Origin of the sequence: Microbacterium sp. 69-7, assembly GCF_001897985.1 — a bacterium.
Classification (GTDB): domain Bacteria; phylum Actinomycetota; class Actinomycetes; order Actinomycetales; family Microbacteriaceae; genus Microbacterium; species Microbacterium laevaniformans.
Genome location: NZ_MKRU01000005.1, coordinates 11,604 through 31,231 on the forward strand (window position 1 = coordinate 11,604; position 19,628 = coordinate 31,231).

Below are 19,628 nucleotides of genomic sequence, written 5' to 3' on the forward strand. Positions count from 1 at the left end.
CGCCGTCGAGCGGCGCGGCGCCGGAGAACACGGTGTGCACCGTGGAGATGTCGAACTGATCGACGATCGGATGCTTGGCGAGAGCCACCGCGATCGGTGGAGCGATGTACAGGTAGGTGCAGCCGTAGGTCTGGATGTTGGTGAGGAACTGCACGAGGTCGAACTTGGGCATGGTGACCAGGGTCGCCCGCTGCTTGAGCGCGAGATTGAGCAGCACCGTCATGCCGTAGATGTGGAAGAAGGGGAGCACCGCGAGCACGCGGTCGGTGTTCTTGAGATCGATGTTGATGCGACACTGCGCGACGTTCGCGACGAGGTTGCGGTGACTGAGCATGACGCCCTTGGGAATGCCGGTCGTCCCCGACGAGTAGGGCAGGACGGCCACGTGCGTCGCCGGGTCGAACGACACCTCCGGCGCGGCACGGCCCTCGCCGAGCAGGCTGCGCAGATCGGGATGCCCGTCGGCGCCGTCGAGCACGACGAGTCGCTCGACGGGGATGCCGACGGCCTCTGCCGCCTGCTGCGCGGCGCCCAACAGCGGGCTCACCGTGATGAGCCAGCTGGCCCCGGCGTCGCGCAGTTGCTTCTCGATCTCGCCGGCGGTGTACAGCGAGTTGATCGTCGTCACCGTCGCGCCGGCGCGGAGGATGCCGTGGAACACGGTGGCGAACGCCGGCACGTTCGGGCAGAGCAGACCGAGCACGGTGTCGGTGCCGACACCTCGCGCCGCCAGTGCGCCGGCGAAGGCGTCGACCTGCGCCTTGAGCGCGCCGTAGGAGGTCTCGGTGCCCGTGGCCGGATCGATGAGGGCGATGCGTGCCGCGTCATCCGCGCTGAGATCGGCGAACAGGTCGTCGTAGATGCTGACGTCCGGGATCTCGACATCGGGGAAGGGGCTGGTGAACACGGCGGTCTCCTTCGATGACGGGCGGCGAATGCCCGCGCGGACCGGCGACGCTGCCGGGTGCGTCCATCATGCCACCGCCAGACGCGTGTGCGGCACGCGGTCTCCGTTTCAGGGAGACCGCGTGCCACCCGGCGCCGACGTCAGACGAGCACGGCGCTCTCCCGAGCACGACGACCGATCGCGAGGCGCTCGGCGGCGCGCTCCTCCGCGGCATCCAGCGGTGTGATGTCGCGCGTCGCCGCATCGGCGAAGAGAGCGCGCACGGTGTCGCCGATCGCGGCGACACGATCCATGATCTGACTGCGTGTGCCCCGGTGCTTCGCCTCCAGGTCCAGGTAGACGACGCCGCCGGCGTTGACGACGAAGTCGGGCGCGTAGAGGATGCCGCGCGCCGCGAGGCGATCGGCACCCGAGCGGTGGGCGAGAGGGTTGTTCGCGGGGCCGCAGACGGCGCGTGCGGCGAGGGCGTCGATGGTGTCGGCGTCGAGCACCCCGCCGATGCCGGCGGGGACGAACACGTCGGCTTCGACGAGATGCTCGGAGCCCGGCTCGACCCACCGTGCATCGAGTTCGGCGGCGAGGCTGCGTTTGGCGGGGTTGACATCGGTCACCGTCAGCGCCGCGCCTTCCGCGCTCAGGCGGACCGCGAGTCGGCTGCCGACCTGCCCGAGCCCGGAGATCGTGATCCGGCGGCCGGCGACCTCGGGCGAGCCGGTCACCTGCTCGAGTGTGGCGCGCAACGCCTCGTATACGCCGAGGCTCGTCGGGCCCGCGGGCTCGCCCGACCCGCCCACCGCGTCGGGCAGGCCGACCACGTGCGCCGTCCGCTCGCTGACCACCAGCATGTCCTCCGTCGTCGATCCGACGTCCTCCGCCGTGCGGTAGCTGCCGTCGAAGCGGTCGACGGCGTCGCCGAGATCCAGGTACGCCGCGCGCCGACGATCGGCGTCGAGGGTCGTTCCCGGCGGCAGGCAGATCACCGACTTGCCGCCGCCGGCGTCCAGCCCGGCCGCGGCGTTCTTGAGCGTCATCGCGGCCGAGAGGCGCAGGGCGTCTCCGACGGCGTCGCTCCAGTGCGGATAGGTCCACATGCGGGCACCGCCGAGGGCGGAGCCGAGTGTCGAGGAGTGCAGCGCGACGGTGATGAGCAGACCGCTCCGGGCGCCCGTCGTCACCTCCACGCGCTCGTGGGAGAAATCGGGCAGGGGCAGGGTGTGCGTCATCGCATCCTCTTTCGGCGGGCCTTGTGGGCGGTGCTCGGTGGATGCCGCCGCGTTGCGGCATCCACCCCCTATTCTGCCTCCGCCGGCACCGATCCCGTGGGTCCGTGCGCGTGAGCGTCGTCGACCGCGCCGGTGGTGCCGCGGTCGGAGAGATCGAACGGGCGTCCCCGCAGCGCGCGCAGCGCGTACAGGATGGTCGCCAGATCGATCATTTCCTGTCCGAGCGCGCCGATGACGGCCGGCACCAGGCCGGTCGTCGCGAGCAGCATCGCCGCGACGCTCAGGGCGATGCCGATCCAGATGGCGACGTAGGCCACGCGCAGGGTGTCGCGACCGATCGCGACCGCTTCGGCCACCTTCGTCAGCGAGTCCTTCAGCACGACGGCATCCGCCGCATCGCCTGCGGCCGTGGCTCCCCGCGCGCCCATCGCGATGCCGATGTCGGCGGCGGCGAGCACCGGCGCATCGTTCACCCCGTCGCCCACCATGAGCACCGGGCGCGGCGTCATCATCGCGGCCAGGTGCACCTTCTCGGCGGGCAGCAGGTCGGCGTGCACCTCGTCGACGCCGACCGACGCCGCCACGGCGTCGGCGGTGGGCCGGGCATCACCGGTGAGCATCGTGACGCGTTCCACGCCGTGTCCGCGCAACCAGCGCACGACGGCCCGCGACTCCGGCCGTGCACCGTCGGCGAGCACGAGGGCTCCCGCGAAGCGCCCGTCGACAGCGACGTACGCGGCCGCATGCCCCGCCTCCAGCGCGGTGAGCGTGGTGTCCGGCGCGAGTGCCGCGACGTAGGCCGGCTTTCCGACGACGACGCGTCGCCCGCCGATCACGGCGGTCACTCCGTTGGTCGCCTCCTCGTGCGCATCGTCGGCCGCCTCCACGGCGATCCCACGGGCGGACGCGGCGCGACGGATGCCGTCGGCCAGCACGTGCGCGGAGTACTGCTCGGCCGAGGCCGCCCACGCCAGCAGGCGGTCGGGATCGATGCCGGGCGCGGGACGCACATCGACCAGCATGGGACGGCCCTGGGTCAGGGTCCCGGTTTTGTCGAAGGCGGCGGAGCGCGCGCGTGCCAACTGCTCGATGACGGCGCCGCCCTTGACGATGATGCCCGCCTTCGCCGCCCGCGAGATGCCGCCGAGGAAGGCGACCGGGGCCGCGATCAGCAGGGGGCACGGTGTGGCGAGCACGAGCACCTCGGCGAATCGGACGGAGTCGCCCGACAGCCCCCACGCCGCTCCAGCGATGGCGAGCGAGACCGCCGTGAAGGGAATCGCGAACCGGTCGGCCAGGCGCACCATCGGTGCGCGCGACTCCTGCGCGGCACGCACGAGCGCGATGATCTGCTGGTATTGGCTGTCGGCGCTGCGCCGCAGAGCCCGCACCCGGATCGCGCGCGATCCGTTGACCGCTCCCGAGAGCACGGTCTCGCCGGCGGTGCGCGTCACCGGCATGCTCTCTCCGGTCAGAGACGACTCGTCGAAGCTCGCCTCGTCCGACAGGAGGACACCGTCGACGGGAACGACCTCCGCGGGGCGCACCAGCAACTCGTCGCCGACCGCGACCTCGTCGGCGGGAAGATCCCGTGTCTCATCGCCCGCGCCCGGACGGCGGACATGCGCGATCTGCGGCGCGCGATCCAGCAGCGCCGTCAGCTCACGAGTCGCACGGCGGCCCGCGTAGTCTTCGAGCGCCTCGCCGCCGGAGAGCATGAGCACGATGATCAGCGCCGCGATCGTCTCACCGACCGCGAGGGTCGCGACCATGGCGATGACGGCGAGCACGTCGAGTCCGACATGACCGCGCATCACGTCGCGGATCATGCCGATGATCGTCCACACGACGACGGCGGAGACGTAGGCGGTGGTGATCCCCGTCGCCCACGCGCTCTGACCCGCGCCGGCGAGTGCCGCGGCGATGATGCCCACGGCGACGGTCGCGGTGATCACGGGGTACCGTCCGAGGGCGGCGAGGATGCGGCGCATGCTCCCAGCATTCTCCTCGGAGCGAGGGCCCGCCAGTAAGCCTGGATTGCCTTGCTTGGACCGCGTCGGCGATGTTCGAGGGCGGCCGACTCTAGGCTGGCGCCATGACCGAGAACCTCTCGCCGCGCAGTCGCATCGTCCACGAGGCCCTCCGCTCCGCCGGGGTGGCGGGGGAGATCATCACGCTCCCGGACGCCGCCTCGACGGCGGCCGTGGCCGCCGCCGCCCTCGGCGTCGAGGTCGGCGCCATCGCGAACAGCCTCGTCTTCTTCTCCGACGGCGAACCGCTGCTCGTCATGACCAGCGGGGCTCACCGCGTGGACACGGCGGCCCTCGCCGAGCGCCTCGGACGCCGGAGCATCGTGCGGGCGACGCCGGATCAGGTGCGCACGGCCACCGGCCAGGCGATCGGCGGCGTGGCGCCGACCGGACACCCCGCCCCGCTGACCACCGTGGTCGACGAGGCGCTCGCGGCATTCGACGAGATCTGGGCGGCCGGCGGCACACCGCACACCGTGTTTCCTCTCACGTTCGACGAACTCGTCCGCCTGACCGGCGGCACCGTCAGCGCGGTGGACTGAGCACGCTCAGTCGGCCCGCAGCACCTCCCAGGCGGTGACGGCCGCGGCGGCCGTCCAGGCCTGCGGCCGGCAGGCCGCGGGGTAGGGGGCGGGAGCCCGCACCTCGTCGGCGCTGTCACCGGCGTACAACTCCGGCACACGGAACTCGAACGCCTCGGCGCCGGCGAGCATCTGCGCGACGATCCGCCGGGCATGATCGTGTCGACCGGCGCGCAGCATCCCCCGGGCGACGATCGCGGTGTCGTGGATCCAGACGCTCCCGCCGTGGTAGCTGAGCGGCCAGTAGCCCCCGGCGTCGGTCGAAAGGGTCCGGATGCCGAAGCCGGACGCCATCCGCTGATCGATCAGCAGGTCGGAGACGCTCGCCTCCTGCGCGCGGTCCAGGATGCCGGTGCCCAGGAGATGGCCGATGTTGGAGGTGAGCGTGTCGACCGCGCGGCCCTCGCGGTCGAGGGCGATCGCGGGGAAACGTCCGGACGGCGTTGTCACCCAGAAGCGCTCCGCGAAGCGGTCCTTGAGATCGCGCGCCCACGCGCGCACACGCTCGGCGCCCGGCCGGCCGAACCGCTCCAACAGATCGGCTCCGCCGATCGCCGCCTCGTACGCGTAGCCCTGGACCTCGCAGAGAGCGATGGGGCCTGCCGCGAGCGAACCGTCCTGCCATTGGATGGAGTCGCCCGAGTCCTTCCACCCCTGGTTGGACAGGCCGTGGCCGGTCTCGTCGACGTACTCGAGGAACCCGGTGCGCTCCGCGGAAGCCACGATCCAGTCGAGGGCCGCTTCCATCGCGGGCAGCAGTGCGATCACGTCGGCATCCGGCATTCGCTGGGCCGTCTCGGCGAACAGGCAGATCCACAGGGCTGTCGCATCGACCGTGCCGTAGTACAGCGGCGGCAGCACGATGCCCTCGCCCGGCATCGTCAGTGTCGACGCGCGCAGTTCGTGCATGATCTTGCCCGGCTGCTCGGCCGTCGCCGGGTCGTCGTGCGTGCCCTGCAGACGCGCGAGGACGCGCAGCGTGGATGCCGCGATCCGCGCATCCAGCGGCAGCAGCAGTCGCGCCGCCCAGAGCGAGTCCCGTCCGAACAGGGTGAAGAACCAGGGTGCGCCGGCCGCGAAGAACTCGTCCTCCGGCGCCGCGGGAAGGGCGAGGCGCAGCGCTCCGAGATCGTCGAGGGCGCGGTCGAGCCAGCTCTGCAGACGCGGATCGGCACCCGCGGGCACGCACGGGCGCTCCCAGGGGATCGTCGTGGTCGCCCCGCGCACCACGAGGGCGGCGTCCGCAAGGAGTGCCGTCCACGACACGCTCATCCGGCCCCGGGCGGGGCAGTCCAGGCGCCATTCCAGGGTGATCTCGCCATCGTCGGCGGTGACCGCGGCATCCGGCGCCGTCAGCTGGACGGAGGTGTCGCCGCGACGGACGACGACCGCGCCGTCGGCGATCGTGATTTCGCCTTCCGTCCTGCGGGACGCGCCCGCTTTCACGTCTTGCAGGGCGCCGATATCGACGCGCACGCGGGCACGCAGTCGGAGGGGGACCGGGATGTCGCGGTGGGAGTGCACGGTGAGCGTCTCGGTGACGCGGCCCTCCACCACGGTGCGCTCCCGCTGCAGACGCACCTTCGGATCGGGCGTGTCGTCGTCCACGCCCCGCAGCAGAGCATCCATCCGCACGGTGCAGGCAGAGATCAGGTCGGTGGCGATGTGCTCCGGGCGATGCCACGCACCGTCGGCGCCGGCATAGTGCACGTCGAGACCGCGCACGAACCGCGTGTCTCCGTGGTAGATGCCGTCGATCGGGGCCGCGCCCATGTCGCCGTCACGCCCCGACCACGCCTGGGTGGGTGCGGCGAGCGCCACGACCCGGTCGGACAGGAATGGCTGCAAGCCGGCCGTCATCCCTTCACTGCTCCTTCACTGGTGTTCATGATCTTCCTCTGGAAGAGGAAGAAGAGGACGGCGACGGGGATCGTCATGATCGCCGCGGCCGCGAGTTTGAGGGGGTACTGGGTGCCCTGACTGAGCTGGCCCGAGGCGAGGGAAGCGACGCCCTTGGTCAGTGTCGTGAGCTCGGGCGACTGCGTCGACACGATGAAGTGGCTGAGCTCGTTCCACGACCCTTGGAACGACAGGATCACGATCGTGATCAGCGCGGGCCGGGCCATCGGCAGCACGATCGACCAGAACACGCGGAAGCTGCCGGCCCCATCGATACGCGCCTGTTCCTCGACCGAGTCGGGGATCGACTCGAAGAAGTTCTTCATGATGAACACGCCTGCCGCGTCCACGAGCAGCGGCAAGATCATGCCGGCGTAGGAGTTGTAGAGACCGAGCTGGTTCAGCACGAGGAACTTGGGGATCAGCAGCACGACGGTCGGCACCGCCATCACGGCGACCACGAAGGCGAACACGACGGCGCGGCCGCGGAAGCGCAGGCGAGCCAGCGCGTAACCGGCGAGCGAGACGAAGAACACCCGCCCGATCGTCACGCACACGGTGACGATGACCGAGTTCGCGAACCACAGGGGGAAGTCGCTATGCAGGAACAGGCGCTCGTAGGCCGCCGTCGAGAACGTCGCAGGGATCAACGAGATCGGATCGGTCGCGGCATCCGGCTCCGTCTTGAACGACGTCGCCACCTGCACGAGGAACGGGTAGATGTACACGAGCGCGAGCATGGCCAGCATCGCGTACAGCAGCACTTGCCCGGTGAGGCTGCGAACGGTGATCCGCCGACGGCGGCGCGGTGCGGCACCGGCGCTCTCGGTCTGCGCTTCGACGGTCATCACAGCGGCGCTCATGCGTCTGCCCCCTTCGGCGATGCGGACGGCGTGGATGCCGCGGCCCGCGGCTGGTAGGCGCGGATGCGTCGCTTCGAGACCGGGCGATCGCGCAGCACCCAGCGCTGCAAGAGGGTGAAGGCGATGATGATGACGAAGAGGATGAACGCGATCGCCGCTCCCACCCCCCAGTCCTGGTTCTGGAAGGCGGAGGTGTACGAGAGGTAAGCGGGGGTCATCGTTGTCTTGGCGGGGCCGCCCTGCGTGCCGGTGTAGATCTGGTCGAACACCTGCCAGCACCCGATGAGCCCGAGTGTGATGACGGTGAACAGCGTCGGTCGCAGCTGGGGGAGGGTGATGTGCCAGAAGCGCTGCCACCCGCTCGCGCCGTCCATCATGCCCGCCTCGCCGAGTTCGACGCCGATGTTCTGGAGGGCGGCGATGAACAGCAGCATGAAGGTGCCGCTCGTGGTGAACACCGCCATCAGGACGAAGGCGGACATCGCGACCGAGGGTCCCGACAGCCAGTCCCACCACGAGACGCCGAGAAAGCCGGTGCCGGTCAGGGCGTCCGGTCCGTCGGTGATGCCCACCGCTGCGAGGGCGACGTGCACGATGCCGCGCGGATCGCTGAACCAGTTCGGCGCGGCGAGCCCGATCGCCGACAGGATCTGGTTGACGGGGCCGGCGAACGAGAACAGGAACAGCCACAGCACCGTGATCGCGACCGAGCTGGTCACCGACGGGAAGTAGAACGCGGTGCGGAAGAACCCACGGCCGCGCAGGATCCGGCGGCTGACGAGGACGGCCAGGAACAGCGACAGGACCGTCTGCAGAGGGACCACCAGCAGGACGTACCAGGCGTTGTTGCGCAGCGCCGTGCCGAAGTCGCGCTCGGCGAGACCTCCGCCGGTGGTGATCGCGACGTAGTTGTCGAGGCCCACGAAGCTGACCGATCCGGAAAGAGGGCTTCCGCGCCCCGACCAGTCCGAGAAGCTGACCCAGAGCGCCATGAGCACGGGCACGAGCAGGAACACGCCGAGGATGAGGATGACGGGCGACACGAACAGCCAGCCCGCGCCGGCCTCGCCGCGGCGGATTCCGCGGGAGCGCGGATGCCGGGGCGGGGCCGGGCGCGAGGGCGTCGCGGCCGGGGCGACGGAAGCGGACATGATCAGCCGACGACGGCCTCGAGGTTGGACTGCACCGTGTCGAGGATCTTCTTCGGGTCGCCCGTCTTCAGGGACTCCAGTTGCGCGTTGAAGTCCTTGATGACATCGGCCGCACCCTTATTGGTGGGCACGCCCTGCGCGTAGTCGGCGCCGTTCAGGAACGCGACGAGCGACGGGTTGTCGCTCTTCCACGTCTGAGCGGCGGACTGCACCGACGGCATCGGTCCGAACGCCTTCGAGAACGCAAGCTGCTGGTCGGCGCTCGTGAGGTACTCGACGAGGTCGAGAGCGGCCTTCTGGTTGGGGCTGTCGGCGGCCATGCCCCAGCAGTTGGTGAACTGCAGGGTGCCCTTGCCGGCGCTGCCGGCGGGGAGCTCGACGACCTTGGCCTTCACATCGGGGTAGTCGCCGAGGGCGCCGGTGATCCAGTTGCCCTCGATCGTCATGGCGCCCAGCTGCTTGCCGAACGCCTCGCCGCCCCAGCCCGCCCCGACATCGGAGGCGTAGGCGAAGGTGCCGTCCTGCAGGTGCTTCTGCACGTAGGCGAGCGCCGTCACGTTGGCGTCGCTGTTGGCTTCGGCGGTCTTTCCGTCCTCCGAGACGAGGCGGCCGCCGGCCTGCGCCATGAAGGCGCCGAGACGGGCGTACTCGCCGCCGAAGACGAGCCCCTTCGTCGTGCCGCTCGTCAGCTTCGCGGCCACCGCGGCCAGCTGGTCCCAGGTGGTCGGGATGTCGGCGTCGGTCAGGCCCGCCTTCGTCCACAGATTCTCGTTGATCACGAGCTGCAGCGTGGAGAAGTCCTTGGGCGCGCAGAAGAAGGTGTTGTCGTAGGTGAAGTTCTTCACCAGCGACGGGTAGAAGTCGCCCTTGTTGCTCAGCTGGTCGCCGTAGGCCTTCAGTGAGCCGTTGCTCGCGAAGCCCGCGAGCTGGTCGGTGCTGAGGTAGAAGAGGTCCGGCGGAGAGCCGGCAGCGAAGCCCTGCGACAGCTGCTGGGCGAGGTCGGTCGCGGCGACGACCGACGCCGACACACCGGATTTCGCGGACCAGGCGGCGACGGCATCCTGCGCGGCCTTGGTCTCGGCGTCTCCCGATGAGCCGATCATGATCGTCAGCGGCTTGTCGGACGAGGTCAGCCCTCCGGCGCTCGCCGAGGGGTCGGATCCCGACCCGCTGAATCCCTGGCCGCATCCGGTCAGCAGCAGGCTCGAGGCCACGGCCAGGCTCCCTGCCGCGAGCATCGTCCGTGCTGTGTGTCGCTTCATCGCATCTCCTTCGATCGCGGGGCTCGCGCGTGCTCAGCGCGGCCCATGGTGCCATCCCCTCGCGGATCCTCCGTACGATCCGCCGTTGAATCGATCATTTGATCGTTCAAATCGTGGGATGCTTGAAAAGATAGACGACCAGGCCGAGACCGTCAAGGAGGACCGCGTGAACAGATCGGCGACGATCGAGGACGTGGCGCGGGCCGCGGGCGTATCCCGCCAGACGGTCAGCAACGTGATCAACTCACCCCAGATCGTGCGGGAGGAAACGCGCGCCCGTGTCGCCGACGCCATCTCGCGTCTGAACTACGCCCCTCATGCCTCCGCACGCCGATTGCGCACGCGACGCAGCTCGACCATCGGCATCCACCTCGACCCGTACGCGGGCGGGATCTCCGGCGTCGTGCTCGACCGCTTCGTGCACGCGCTCACCGAGCAGGCGGGCGAGCGGGGCCTGCGTGTCATGCTCTACGCGGCGCGCACCCCCGAGGAGGAGATCCGACGGATGGGGGATCTGCGTGAGGGCGGAGAGATCGACGCGGTCGTCATCACCGGCACGTTCCCCGGCGATCCTCGTGCGGAGTGGCTCGTGGAGCGGGGCGTGCCGTTCGTGTCCTTCGGCCGCCCCTGGGGCAGCGACGACGTCGGCGCCCCTACCCATCACTGGGTCGATGTCGACGGCGCCGCCGGCACCGCCGAGGCGACACGGCACGCGTTGACCACGGCGGGTCCGCGCGTCGCCTTCCTGGGCTGGCCCGCCGGTTCCGCGACCGGCGACGACCGTGAACGCGGGTGGCGTCAGGCCCTGGATGCCGGGCACGCGCGCGCGGGCGGATGGACGCCGATCCGCGCCGTGAGCGACGAGAATGTGGCGCGCGCGCGCGACGTCGCCGCCGATCTCGTCGCCGCCGACGAGATCGATGCCATCGTCTGCGCCAGCGACTCGCTCGCGGTGGGCGCCCATCTGGCCGCGGTGGCGGCCGGGCGCCCCGCCCTCCCGATCGTCGGCTTCGACAACACCCCCGCGGCCGAAGCCTTGGGCCTGTCCAGCGTCGAGCAGCTGCCCGAAGAGGTCGCCGTCGGCGCGCTGGACCTGCTGCTCGGGGGAGCGGCATCCATCGAGCGCCGTGACGCCGAGCCCGGGCGCGCCCACGTCCTCGTCGAGCCGCGCCTCGTCGTTCGGTAGGCGGCGCGGACCCGGGCTGCCGGACGGCTCAGCCGTGGAGCCGTCGTCGCAGTTCGTCCGCCGCCGACGTGACCGCCGGCGCGAGCGCCTCCGCGGAGTGTCCGGCCTCGGCCGGCCAGGTGACCGCGATCGCCGCGACCGGCCAGTCGGCGTGGTCGCGCACGGCCACGGCCACCGAGCGGAAGCCCAGGGTGACTTCGCCGTCTTCGCTCGCGAAGCCCGCCGCGCGCGTCTGGCGCAGCAGCTCGCGCAGCTCGGCCGGGCGCCGCGGTCCGCGGCCCGTGCGGTCGGCGAAGGCCGCGGCATCCGGATAGAGGGCGCGCACCTGCTCGCGCGGCAGGGCTGCGAGCATCGCACGTCCCGTCGCCGTCAGGTGAGCCGGCAGCCGCACGCCCACGTCGGTGACGAGCGCGGGGCGCCGCGGCGCGCGCTCCTCGACGATGTACAGCACGTCGCGGCCGGTCATGACCGCCACATGCGTGCTCTCACCAACGCGGTCGGACAGCGCCGCGACGAGGGGACGCCCGAGCCTGGCGAGAGGCTGCTGGCGGGCGTAGCCGCCGGCCAGCTCGAACGCGGCCGTCCCCAGCCCCCAGCGCCGATCGTGTGGCAGGTGCACCACGAATCCGTGCGCCGCCATCGCCGCCAGCAGGTGGTAGACGCTGGAGCGGGGGATGCCGAGACTGTCGGAGATCGTCCGGGCGGCGACCGGTCCGCGCTGGCGTGCGAGGTAGGAGAGGATTCGCAGTGTCTGATCTGCGGCGGGGACCTGCGCAGGGGCCGGCGACGAGCCCGCATCGTCGGCGTTGTCTGGGATCACAGACACAGAATGCCACGCTCGTGTGGCCGCGGGGGCAGAATCGGGATGGAATCGGGACATGACCACCGTCGCCGCTTCGACCCTTGCCGATCACGGCCTCGTCGGAGCGCGCCCCCTGACACCCGCCGAGGTCGTCGCCGTGGCCCGCCACGGCGACGCGGTCGAGATCGCCGCCGACGCCTGGACGCGGATCGGCGCGGCGCGGGAGCTCATCGAGCGCCTGGCCGACGACCCGGAGCCGCACTACGGCATCTCGACCGGCTTCGGCGCGCTGGCGACGACCTTCATCGCGCCGGAGCGACGCCGTCAGCTGCAGGCGAGCGTCATCCGCTCCCACGCGGCCGGCACCGGTGCGGAGGTGGAACGCGAAGTCGTGCGCGCCCTGCACCTGCTGCGCCTGCAGACCCTCGCGACCGGACACACGGGCGTGCGCCCGATCGTCGTCGAGACCTACGCCGCGATGCTCAACGCCGGCATCACCCCGATCGTGCGGGAGTACGGCTCGCTCGGGTGCTCCGGAGATCTCGCCCCACTTTCGCACCTCGCGCTGGCGGCCCTCGGCGAGGGGGAGGTGCGCGATCGCACGGGCGCGCTCGTGGCGGCATCCGACGCTCTCGCCGCCGCCGGCATCGCTCCGCTCGTTCTCGAAGAGAAGGAGGGTCTCGCCCTCATCAACGGCACCGACGGCATGCTCGGCATGCTCGCTCTCGCCCTCTGCGACCTCGACAATCTGCTCACCGTCGCCGACATCACCGCCGCCATCTCGATCGAGAGTCAGCTCGGTACCGATGCGGTGTTCGCCGCCGACCTGATGGCGCTGCGTCCGCAGAGCGGGCAGGCGGCGTCGGCCGCGAACGTGCGCACCCTGCTCGCCGACTCGCCCCTCGTTGCGAGTCACCGCGACCCGGCGGTCTGCACGCGCGTGCAGGACGCGTACTCGCTGCGCTGCTCGCCACAGGTGCACGGAGCCGCGCGCGACACCGTCGCGCACGCCCGCACCATCGCCGAGCGGGAGCTGGCCTCCGCCGTCGACAACCCGGTCGTCACCGGCGACGGTCGCGTCGAATCCAACGGCAACTTCCACGGCGCCCCGGTCGCGTACGTCCTCGATTTCCTCGCGATCGCCGTCGCCGACCTCGCCTCGATCGCCGAACGCCGCACCGACCGGGCGCTCGATCGCACCCGCAGCCACGGTCTGCCGCCGTTCCTCGCCGACGAGGTCGGCGTCGATTCGGGGCTCATGATCGCGCAGTACGCGGCCGCGGGGATCGTCTCGGAGCTCAAGCGTCTGGCGGTCCCGGCATCCGTCGACTCCATCCCCTCGTCGGCGATGCAGGAAGACCACGTGTCGATGGGGTGGGCCGCCGCACGCAAGCTCCGCCGCGCCGTCGACGGACTCGCCCGGGTGCTCGCGATCGAACTCGTCACCGGGTGCCGGGCCCTCGACCTGCGGGCGCCGTTGCAGCCGGGGCCCGCCACCGCCGCGGTCCGCGCCGCGGTGCGCGCCGCGGGCATCGCAGGGCCCGGGCCCGACCGGTTCGTCAGCCCCGACCTCGAAGCCGCCACCGCGCTCGTTCTCTCCGGCGCGGTCGCCGACGCTGCGTTCACAACTCCGGACAACCGTCCCTGATCGAAGGAGATCACGATGACATCACCCGTTGACGCCCAAAACTCCGGAGTTGTGAACCGGGCGGCGTCGAGCCGCGGCCCCGTCCGCGCCCCACGTGGGAGCGAGCGCACGGCGAAGAGCTGGGGGGCCGAGGCCGCGAAGCGGATGCTGATGAACAACCTCGACCCCGAGGTCGCCGAACACCCCGAAGACCTCGTCGTCTACGGCGGCACGGGGCGGGCGGCGCGGTCGTGGGAGGCATACGACGCCATCGTCCGCACGCTCGATGAGCTCGAGCCCGACGAGACGCTGCTGGTGCAGTCCGGAAAGCCGGTCGGGGTCTTCCGCACCCACGAGTGGGCCCCGCGCGTGCTGATCGCCAACTCCAACCTCGTGGGTGACTGGGCGAGCTGGCCGGAGTTCCGCCGGCTCGAGCAGCTGGGACTCACGATGTACGGGCAGATGACCGCGGGATCGTGGATCTACATCGGCACGCAGGGCATCCTGCAGGGCACGTATGAGACGTTCGCCGCCGTCGCCCGCTCACTCGGGCGGGACTCGCTCGCCGGAACGCTCACCCTCACCGCCGGAGCCGGCGGCATGGGCGGCGCCCAGCCGCTCGCGGTGACGCTCAACGGGGGAGCGGCGCTGATCGTCGACGTCGATGCGTCACGTCTGGAGCGCCGGGTCGCGCACGGCTACCTCGACGAGTACACCGACGACCTCGACGCTGCCCTCGCGCGTGCGGTGGCGGCGCGCGCGGCGGGACAGGCGCGGTCGGTCGGCCTCGTCGGCAACGCCGCCGAGGTGTTCCCCGAGCTGCTGCGCCGCCGCCTCGCGGGCGCCGCCCCGATCGACATCGTCACCGATCAGACCAGCGCCCACGACCCGTTGGCCTATCTGCCCGTCGGAGTGGGCGTCGGACAGTGGCGGGATGCCGCGGCATCCGACCCGGAGGGCTTCACCGTCCGTGCCCGCGCCTCGATGGCGGCGCACGTGGAGGCGATGGTCGGATTCCAGGATGCCGGGGCCGCCGTGTTCGACTACGGCAACTCGATCCGCCGCGAGGCCGAGCTCGGCGGCTACGACCGGGCGTTCGCGTTCCCCGGGTTCGTGCCCGCCTACATCCGGCCGCTGTTCGCCGAGGGTCGGGGCCCGTTCCGGTGGGTGGCGCTCTCGGGCGATCCGGACGACATCGCGAAGACCGACCGTGCGGTCGCGGAGCTGTTCCCCGACGACGTCCCGCTGCGCAGATGGCTGGAGAAGGCGGGGGAGACCGTGCACTTCGAGGGGCTGCCCGCGCGGATCTGCTGGCTCGGCTACAAGGAGCGCCACCTCGCCGGATTGAGGTTCAACGAGATGGTCGCCTCGGGCGAACTCGCCGGACCGATCGTCATCGGCCGCGATCACCTCGATGCCGGCTCGGTCGCCTCGCCCTACCGCGAGACCGAGGCGATAGCCGACGGTTCGGACGCGATCGCCGACTGGCCGCTGCTGAACGCGCTGCTGAACACGGCCTCGGGGGCGTCCTGGGTGTCGATCCACCACGGCGGCGGGGTCGGCATCGGCCGCTCGATCCACGCCGGTCAGGTCGTCGTGGCCGACGGCACGGCGCTCGCCGCGCAGAAGCTCGAGCGGGTGCTCACGAACGATCCCGGCACCGGGGTCATGCGGCACGTGGATGCCGGCTACGAGCGTGCGCGCGAGGTCGCGCGCGAGCGCGGACTGACGGTTCCGATGCTGCGGGACGACGTGCCGTGAGCACGCTCATCCTCACGAACATCGGTGAGCTCACGACGAACGTCGAGGGGCTAGGAGATGACCCCACCGACCCGACCGGCGTCATCCGGGGCGCCGCCGTGGCTATCGTCGACGGTCGTATCGCCTGGATCGGCCGCGCTGCGGACCGACCCCGCTCCCTCGCCGATGTCTCGGCGGTGGTGGTGGATGCCGAGGGGCGCGCGGTCATCCCCGGGTTCGTCGACAGCCACACGCACCTCGTCTTCGCGGGCGATCGCGCCGACGAGTTCGCCGCCCGCATGGCCGGCCAGCCGTATGTCGCCGGCGGCATACGGCGCACCGTGGCGGCGACGCGCGCGGCATCCGACGACGAGCTGCGGGCGCGTCTGAGGGGCTTCGTCGACGAGATGCACCGGCAGGGCACCACCACGTTCGAGGTGAAGACGGGCTACGACCTCACCCTCGACGGCGAGGCCCGGCTCGCGCGCCTCGCGCGCGAGGTCACCGACGAGGTCACCTTCCTCGGCGCGCACGTCGTGCCCGACGAGTTCGCCGGTGATCGCGACGCCTACATCGATCTCGTCTGCGGCCCGATGCTCGACGCCGTGCTCCCCTTCGCCCGATGGATCGACGTCTTCTGCGAGAGGGGGGCGTTCACGCCCGCCGAGAGCCGCCGCATCCTCCTGGCGGGGATCGACGCGGGACTTCTCCCACGGCTGCATGCCAACCAGCTGGGTCACGGGCGCGGCGCGCGGCTCGCGGCCGAGCTCGACGTCATCTCGGTCGATCACTGCACCTACCTCGATGAGGAGGATGTGCGCCTGCTCGCGGCGAGCGACGTCGTGGTCACGCTGCTGCCCGGCGTGGAGTTCTCGACCCGGCAGCCCTATCCCGATGCGCGTCGGCTGATCGACGCCGGCGTGAGTGTCGCCCTCGCGAGCGACTGCAACCCGGGCACCAGCTTCACCAGCTCTCTGCCGCTCATGGTCGCGCTCGCCGTGCGCGAGATGGGGATGACGGTCGCCGAGGCGGTCTGGGCGGCCACCGCCGGCGGCGCTCGCGCCCTGCGCCGCAGCGATGTCGGCTCCCTCGCCCTCGGCGCACGTGGCGATCTGGTGCTGCTCGATGCGCCGACGCGGACCCACCTCGCGTACCGCCCGGGGGTGCCGCTGGTGCGCGCCGTCTACCGCGGCGGTGAGCTGATCGCGTAGTCGTTTCGACTCGGCGCTGCCGCGAGTCGAAACGCCCCGTGCGGCACGGCGTCAGGGGCGGTCGAAGCTCCATTCGTCGGGGTCGACGGCCGTCGCGACATCCCAGTCGTCGCTCGCCCACACGAACGTCGCGACTGCGCAGGTGGGCATATGGCCGATGCGCCCGCCGGACAGGCTCTGCGCCAGCACGGTCATGCCGGGATCGTGCGCGACGACCATCACGGCGGGCACCGCCCTCGCCGCCGCGGCGGCCAGCAGGGTGCCCGCCGGCGCGCCGTAGAGGTCGGGGTCCGCTTCGGGCTGCAGCCCGAACGCGGAGGCGAAGAAGGATGCCGTCGTGCGGGCGCGCAGCGCGGTCGAGCAGAGCACGGCATCCAGTTGCAGTCCCCGCGTGGCGAGCCGCTCCGCGAGCACGGGTGCGTCGCGCAGGCCCCGCTCGTTGAGCGGACGGTCGTGATCGTCGAGACCGGGATCGCCCCAGTCGCTCTTGGCGTGGCGGACGAGCACGAGCGTCGTCATACGGTGACCTTTCGTCGGTGCAGGCCGGCTAGCAGCTCCAGCACGCACAGGGCGGCCAGGCGCACGGTGCGCCCGTCGGCCGCGTCGGCCGCGGCATCCACTTCGACGATATCCGCGCTGCGCACGCCGGCGTCGGCGGCCACGCCCCGCACGAGCGTCCGCAGCTCCCACGCCTGCAGGCCACCGGGAACCGACGCCGGGCAGCCGGGCGCCACCGCACGATCGCAGACGTCCACGTCGATGTCGAGATGGATGCCGCCACCCCCGCGCCCGGCCACCTCGCGCGCCTCGGCGATCACGTCGTGCGCCCCGCGCCGACGAAGCTCGTCGAGGGTGATGACACGGATGCCGAGGTCGGCGGCGCGCTGGGCGTACGCCGCGGAATTGGCGAAGTCGGCGATGCCGATCTGCACGATGCGCGTCGGGTCGAGGCCGTCGTCGACGAGGCGACGCACGGGGGAGCCGTTGGAGACGCCGTCGCGCAGGTCGAAGTGCGCGTCCAGCGTGATGAGACCGGCGGCGCCGGCGCCCTGGGCCGTCGCATACGTGATCGAGTTGTCGCCGCCGAGCGCGATCAGCAGTGCGGTGCGCGCCGTCAGCGCGGCGGTGCGGCCGCGCACGCGCGCCTCGCCCTCGGAGCCGTCGGGCTCGGCGACATCGCCCGCGTCGGCCAGCCGCAGCGCGGCGGCGAGGTCGACGGGCGGCGGACCCAGGAGCGTCGGGCTGTACCGGCGCAGCGCCTCACGGACCGCGCCGGGCGTCGCATCGGCACCGGTGGGTGAGAGCGATGTGCGACAGGCCGGCACCCCCAGCAGCACGGCGTCGAGGCGCCCGGCCGCCGACGCCTCCTCGAGCGCGGGCCAGTCGCCGGCGCGCGGCCAGAGCGGGTCGTGGGACAGGGCAGCCGTCATCAGCCGACGTACACCCAGGCGGTGCGCCCGCTTCCCAGCGTCACCCGCACCCGGCGGTACAGCGACACTTCGTACTCGTCGGCGGCATCCACTTCATCGGCGGTGAGGTGCAGAACGCGGCCGACCACTTTGTCCAGCGGGCTGCCGGTCTCGCGCAGCACGGGATGCACGGAGGCGCCCGACAGATCGACGACGCGCTGGTCCTCGATCTCGACGTAGTCGATGGTGTAACCGGGCAGCACGTCGGGCTCGCCCGCGATCAGGCGCCCGAAGGTGTCCAGCTGCACCTCGGCATACTGGAGCGTGCCGTAGGTGAACAGCAGCTCGTCCGCCGGTTCGCCCATGTCCGTCAGGCTACTGCGCCGGGTCGCGGCCAGCCAGAGGCGCGCGTGCGTTCACCGGCCGTCCCTGACCGTCCCCCGAGCACGTGTGCTCAGCCCAGCAGCGCGTGCGCGACGGCGAAGATGACGAGTCCGGCCAGGGCGCCCACGATCGTGCCGTTGAGGCGGATGTACTGCAGGTCGCGTCCGACCATCAGCTCGATCTTCTCGGTGGTCTCGGCGGGATCCCACTTCTCCACGGTCTCGGTGATGATCGAGGCGATGTCGTGGCGGTACCGATCCACGACGAACACCGCGGCCCCCGCGATGCGATCATCCACACGGTGCTGGAGCGCGGCATCCGTCGACAGGCGCTCGCCGATCTCGACCAGCGCCGCGCTCACGCGTCGGCGCAGCCCGCTGGCGGGATCGGCCAGTGCGGTGAGCAGGCCCGTCTTGGCCGTGTTCCACGCCTCGGCGGCCAGTTCGCGCACGCGGGGGCTGTCGAAGACGGCCGTCTTGGCCTCTTCGAGTCGCGCGATCGTCGTCGGATCGCTCTGCAGGTTCTCGGCGAGGCGCGCGAGGTATCCGTCGACGGCGCGCCGCGCGGGGTGGTCGGGGTCGTCCTGGATCGCGGCGACGAACTTCACGGCCTCGTTGTACACGGTGTCATCGACGAGGCGCATCGCGACCGACGGCACCCACGAGGGCAGTCGTCGGGAGACCAGACCGCTGAAGGCGGCGTGGTTGGCATGCAACCACGTCGCGATGCTGTCCACGCCCAGATCGACCGCGCCACGGTGCGCGTCGGCCTGCACGACCCGACCGAGCCACCCGCCGACGGTCGGTCCCCACTGCGGGCTGAGCAGGTGCTCACGCGCGAGGTCGCTGATCAGATCCTGCACCTCATCGTCGCTGAGGGCGCGCAGGATGCCGGAGGCCACCGTCGACGCCTCCGCCGCGACGGTCTCGGCGTGCGCGGGATCGCGCAGCCAGGCACCGGCCGTGCGGGCGATGGGCGTCGACTCGAGCTTCGCGCGGACGACGCCCGCCTCGAGGAAGTTCGTCTCGACGAACTCGCCCAGGGTGCGCCCGATCTCGTCCTTGCGGTGCGGGATGATCGCGGTGTGCGGGATGGGGATGCCGAGGGGGTGACGAAACAGCGCGGTCACCGCGAACCAGTCGGCCAGGGCGCCGACCATGCCGCCCTCTGCCGCGGCGCGGACGTACTGCAGCCACGGGAAGCGCTCCTGCAGGATGAACGCCACGACGAACACGACCGCCATCAGGATCAGTGCGCCGAGGGCGACGCCCTTCATCACGCGCAACGCGCGGCGACGTTCCTGGTCGGCCGGGCTGAGCAGTTCGGTGGGGGTGCGCGCCATGCCCGTAGTCT

Annotated in this window: 17 protein-coding genes; 5 read left to right on the forward strand and 12 right to left on the reverse strand. The window is 71.5% G+C overall.

What is annotated here, in order from left to right; translation table 11 throughout:
• The 3 genes from BGN98_RS00490 to BGN98_RS00500 all read right to left on the reverse strand — a co-directional run.
• Positions 1–907, reverse strand: a 907-nt coding sequence (locus tag BGN98_RS00490; RefSeq protein WP_288118715.1) for an AMP-binding protein, incomplete at its 3' end; no start/stop codon positions are given.
• Between the two features lie 140 nt (positions 908–1,047).
• On the reverse strand, positions 1,048–2,130 hold the full coding sequence (locus BGN98_RS00495) for a Glu/Leu/Phe/Val dehydrogenase family protein (RefSeq protein WP_288118717.1): 1,083 nt from the start codon (positions 2,128–2,130) through the stop codon (positions 1,048–1,050).
• A 68-nt stretch (positions 2,131–2,198) separates the two neighbouring features.
• Entirely contained in the window at positions 2,199–4,121 is a 1,923-nt protein-coding gene (locus BGN98_RS00500) for a heavy metal translocating P-type ATPase (protein ID WP_288118720.1), read from the reverse strand.
• 104 nt (positions 4,122–4,225) lie between these two features.
• Between BGN98_RS00500 and BGN98_RS00505 the strand changes: the two genes are divergently transcribed.
• Positions 4,226–4,702: a YbaK/EbsC family protein gene (locus BGN98_RS00505; protein ID WP_016464590.1), complete on the forward strand. Its 477-nt coding sequence runs from the start codon at positions 4,226–4,228 to the stop codon at positions 4,700–4,702.
• A gap of 6 nt (positions 4,703–4,708) precedes the next feature.
• On the opposite strand, the gene BGN98_RS00510 is transcribed toward BGN98_RS00505, so the two are convergent.
• Genes BGN98_RS00510 through BGN98_RS00525 form a run of 4 tightly spaced genes read right to left on the reverse strand, consistent with a single transcriptional unit; the run spans position 4,709 to position 9,916 of the window.
• A complete protein-coding gene (locus tag BGN98_RS00510) occupies positions 4,709–6,601 on the reverse strand; it encodes a glycogen debranching N-terminal domain-containing protein (RefSeq protein ID WP_016464591.1) in 1,893 nt (630 codons plus the stop codon).
• Positions 6,598–7,503 carry a carbohydrate ABC transporter permease gene (locus BGN98_RS00515; RefSeq protein ID WP_016464592.1) on the reverse strand — a complete coding sequence of 302 codons (906 nt, stop codon included), beginning with the start codon at positions 7,501–7,503 and terminating at the stop codon, positions 6,598–6,600. The genes BGN98_RS00510 and BGN98_RS00515 overlap by 4 nt, the downstream gene beginning before the upstream one ends.
• Entirely contained in the window at positions 7,500–8,654 is a 1,155-nt protein-coding gene (locus BGN98_RS00520) for a carbohydrate ABC transporter permease (protein ID WP_016464593.1), read from the reverse strand. The genes BGN98_RS00515 and BGN98_RS00520 overlap by 4 nt, the downstream gene beginning before the upstream one ends.
• Positions 8,655–8,656: 2 nt before the next feature.
• Positions 8,657–9,916: a sugar ABC transporter substrate-binding protein gene (locus tag BGN98_RS00525; RefSeq protein ID WP_016464594.1), complete on the reverse strand. Its 1,260-nt coding sequence runs from the start codon at positions 9,914–9,916 to the stop codon at positions 8,657–8,659.
• A 118-nt stretch (positions 9,917–10,034) separates the two neighbouring features.
• Here BGN98_RS00525 and BGN98_RS00530 point away from each other — a divergent pair, with 118 nt between their 5' ends.
• The gene (locus BGN98_RS00530; RefSeq protein ID WP_016464595.1) at positions 10,035–11,102 is read left to right on the forward strand and encodes a LacI family DNA-binding transcriptional regulator; all 1,068 of its coding nucleotides are present in this window, start codon (positions 10,035–10,037) and stop codon (positions 11,100–11,102) included.
• A 28-nt stretch (positions 11,103–11,130) separates the two neighbouring features.
• On the opposite strand, the gene BGN98_RS00535 is transcribed toward BGN98_RS00530, so the two are convergent.
• The gene (locus BGN98_RS00535; protein ID WP_288118732.1) at positions 11,131–11,928 is read right to left on the reverse strand and encodes an IclR family transcriptional regulator; all 798 of its coding nucleotides are present in this window, start codon (positions 11,926–11,928) and stop codon (positions 11,131–11,133) included.
• A 52-nt stretch (positions 11,929–11,980) separates the two neighbouring features.
• Here BGN98_RS00535 and hutH point away from each other — a divergent pair, with 52 nt between their 5' ends.
• Genes hutH through hutI form a run of 3 tightly spaced genes read left to right on the forward strand, consistent with a single transcriptional unit; the run spans position 11,981 to position 16,482 of the window.
• The gene (gene hutH, locus BGN98_RS00540; protein WP_288118734.1) at positions 11,981–13,552 is read left to right on the forward strand and encodes a histidine ammonia-lyase; all 1,572 of its coding nucleotides are present in this window, start codon (positions 11,981–11,983) and stop codon (positions 13,550–13,552) included.
• 15 nt (positions 13,553–13,567) lie between these two features.
• Entirely contained in the window at positions 13,568–15,292 is a 1,725-nt protein-coding gene (hutU, locus tag BGN98_RS00545; protein ID WP_288118737.1) for a urocanate hydratase, read from the forward strand.
• On the forward strand, positions 15,289–16,482 hold the full coding sequence (hutI, locus tag BGN98_RS00550) for an imidazolonepropionase (RefSeq protein WP_288118740.1): 1,194 nt from the start codon (positions 15,289–15,291) through the stop codon (positions 16,480–16,482). The genes hutU and hutI overlap by 4 nt, the downstream gene beginning before the upstream one ends.
• A 51-nt stretch (positions 16,483–16,533) precedes the next feature.
• On the opposite strand, the gene BGN98_RS00555 is transcribed toward hutI, so the two are convergent.
• The 4 genes from BGN98_RS00555 to BGN98_RS00570 form a co-directional block, all read right to left on the reverse strand.
• The gene (locus BGN98_RS00555) at positions 16,534–17,001 is read right to left on the reverse strand and encodes a SixA phosphatase family protein (protein ID WP_005052288.1); all 468 of its coding nucleotides are present in this window, start codon (positions 16,999–17,001) and stop codon (positions 16,534–16,536) included.
• Positions 16,998–17,912, reverse strand: a complete 915-nt coding sequence (locus BGN98_RS00560; RefSeq protein WP_288118744.1) for an arginase family protein — start codon at positions 17,910–17,912, stop codon at positions 16,998–17,000. The genes BGN98_RS00555 and BGN98_RS00560 overlap by 4 nt, the downstream gene beginning before the upstream one ends.
• Positions 17,912–18,256 (reverse strand): gamma-glutamylcyclotransferase family protein, encoded by a 345-nt coding sequence (locus BGN98_RS00565; RefSeq protein ID WP_005052293.1) that lies wholly within the window; start codon positions 18,254–18,256, stop codon positions 17,912–17,914. Before BGN98_RS00565 ends, BGN98_RS00560 begins: the two co-directional genes overlap by 1 nt.
• 89 nt (positions 18,257–18,345) lie before the next feature.
• Positions 18,346–19,617: a DUF445 domain-containing protein gene (locus tag BGN98_RS00570; RefSeq protein WP_288118750.1), complete on the reverse strand. Its 1,272-nt coding sequence runs from the start codon at positions 19,615–19,617 to the stop codon at positions 18,346–18,348.
• Between the last annotated feature and the right edge of the window lie 11 nt (positions 19,618–19,628).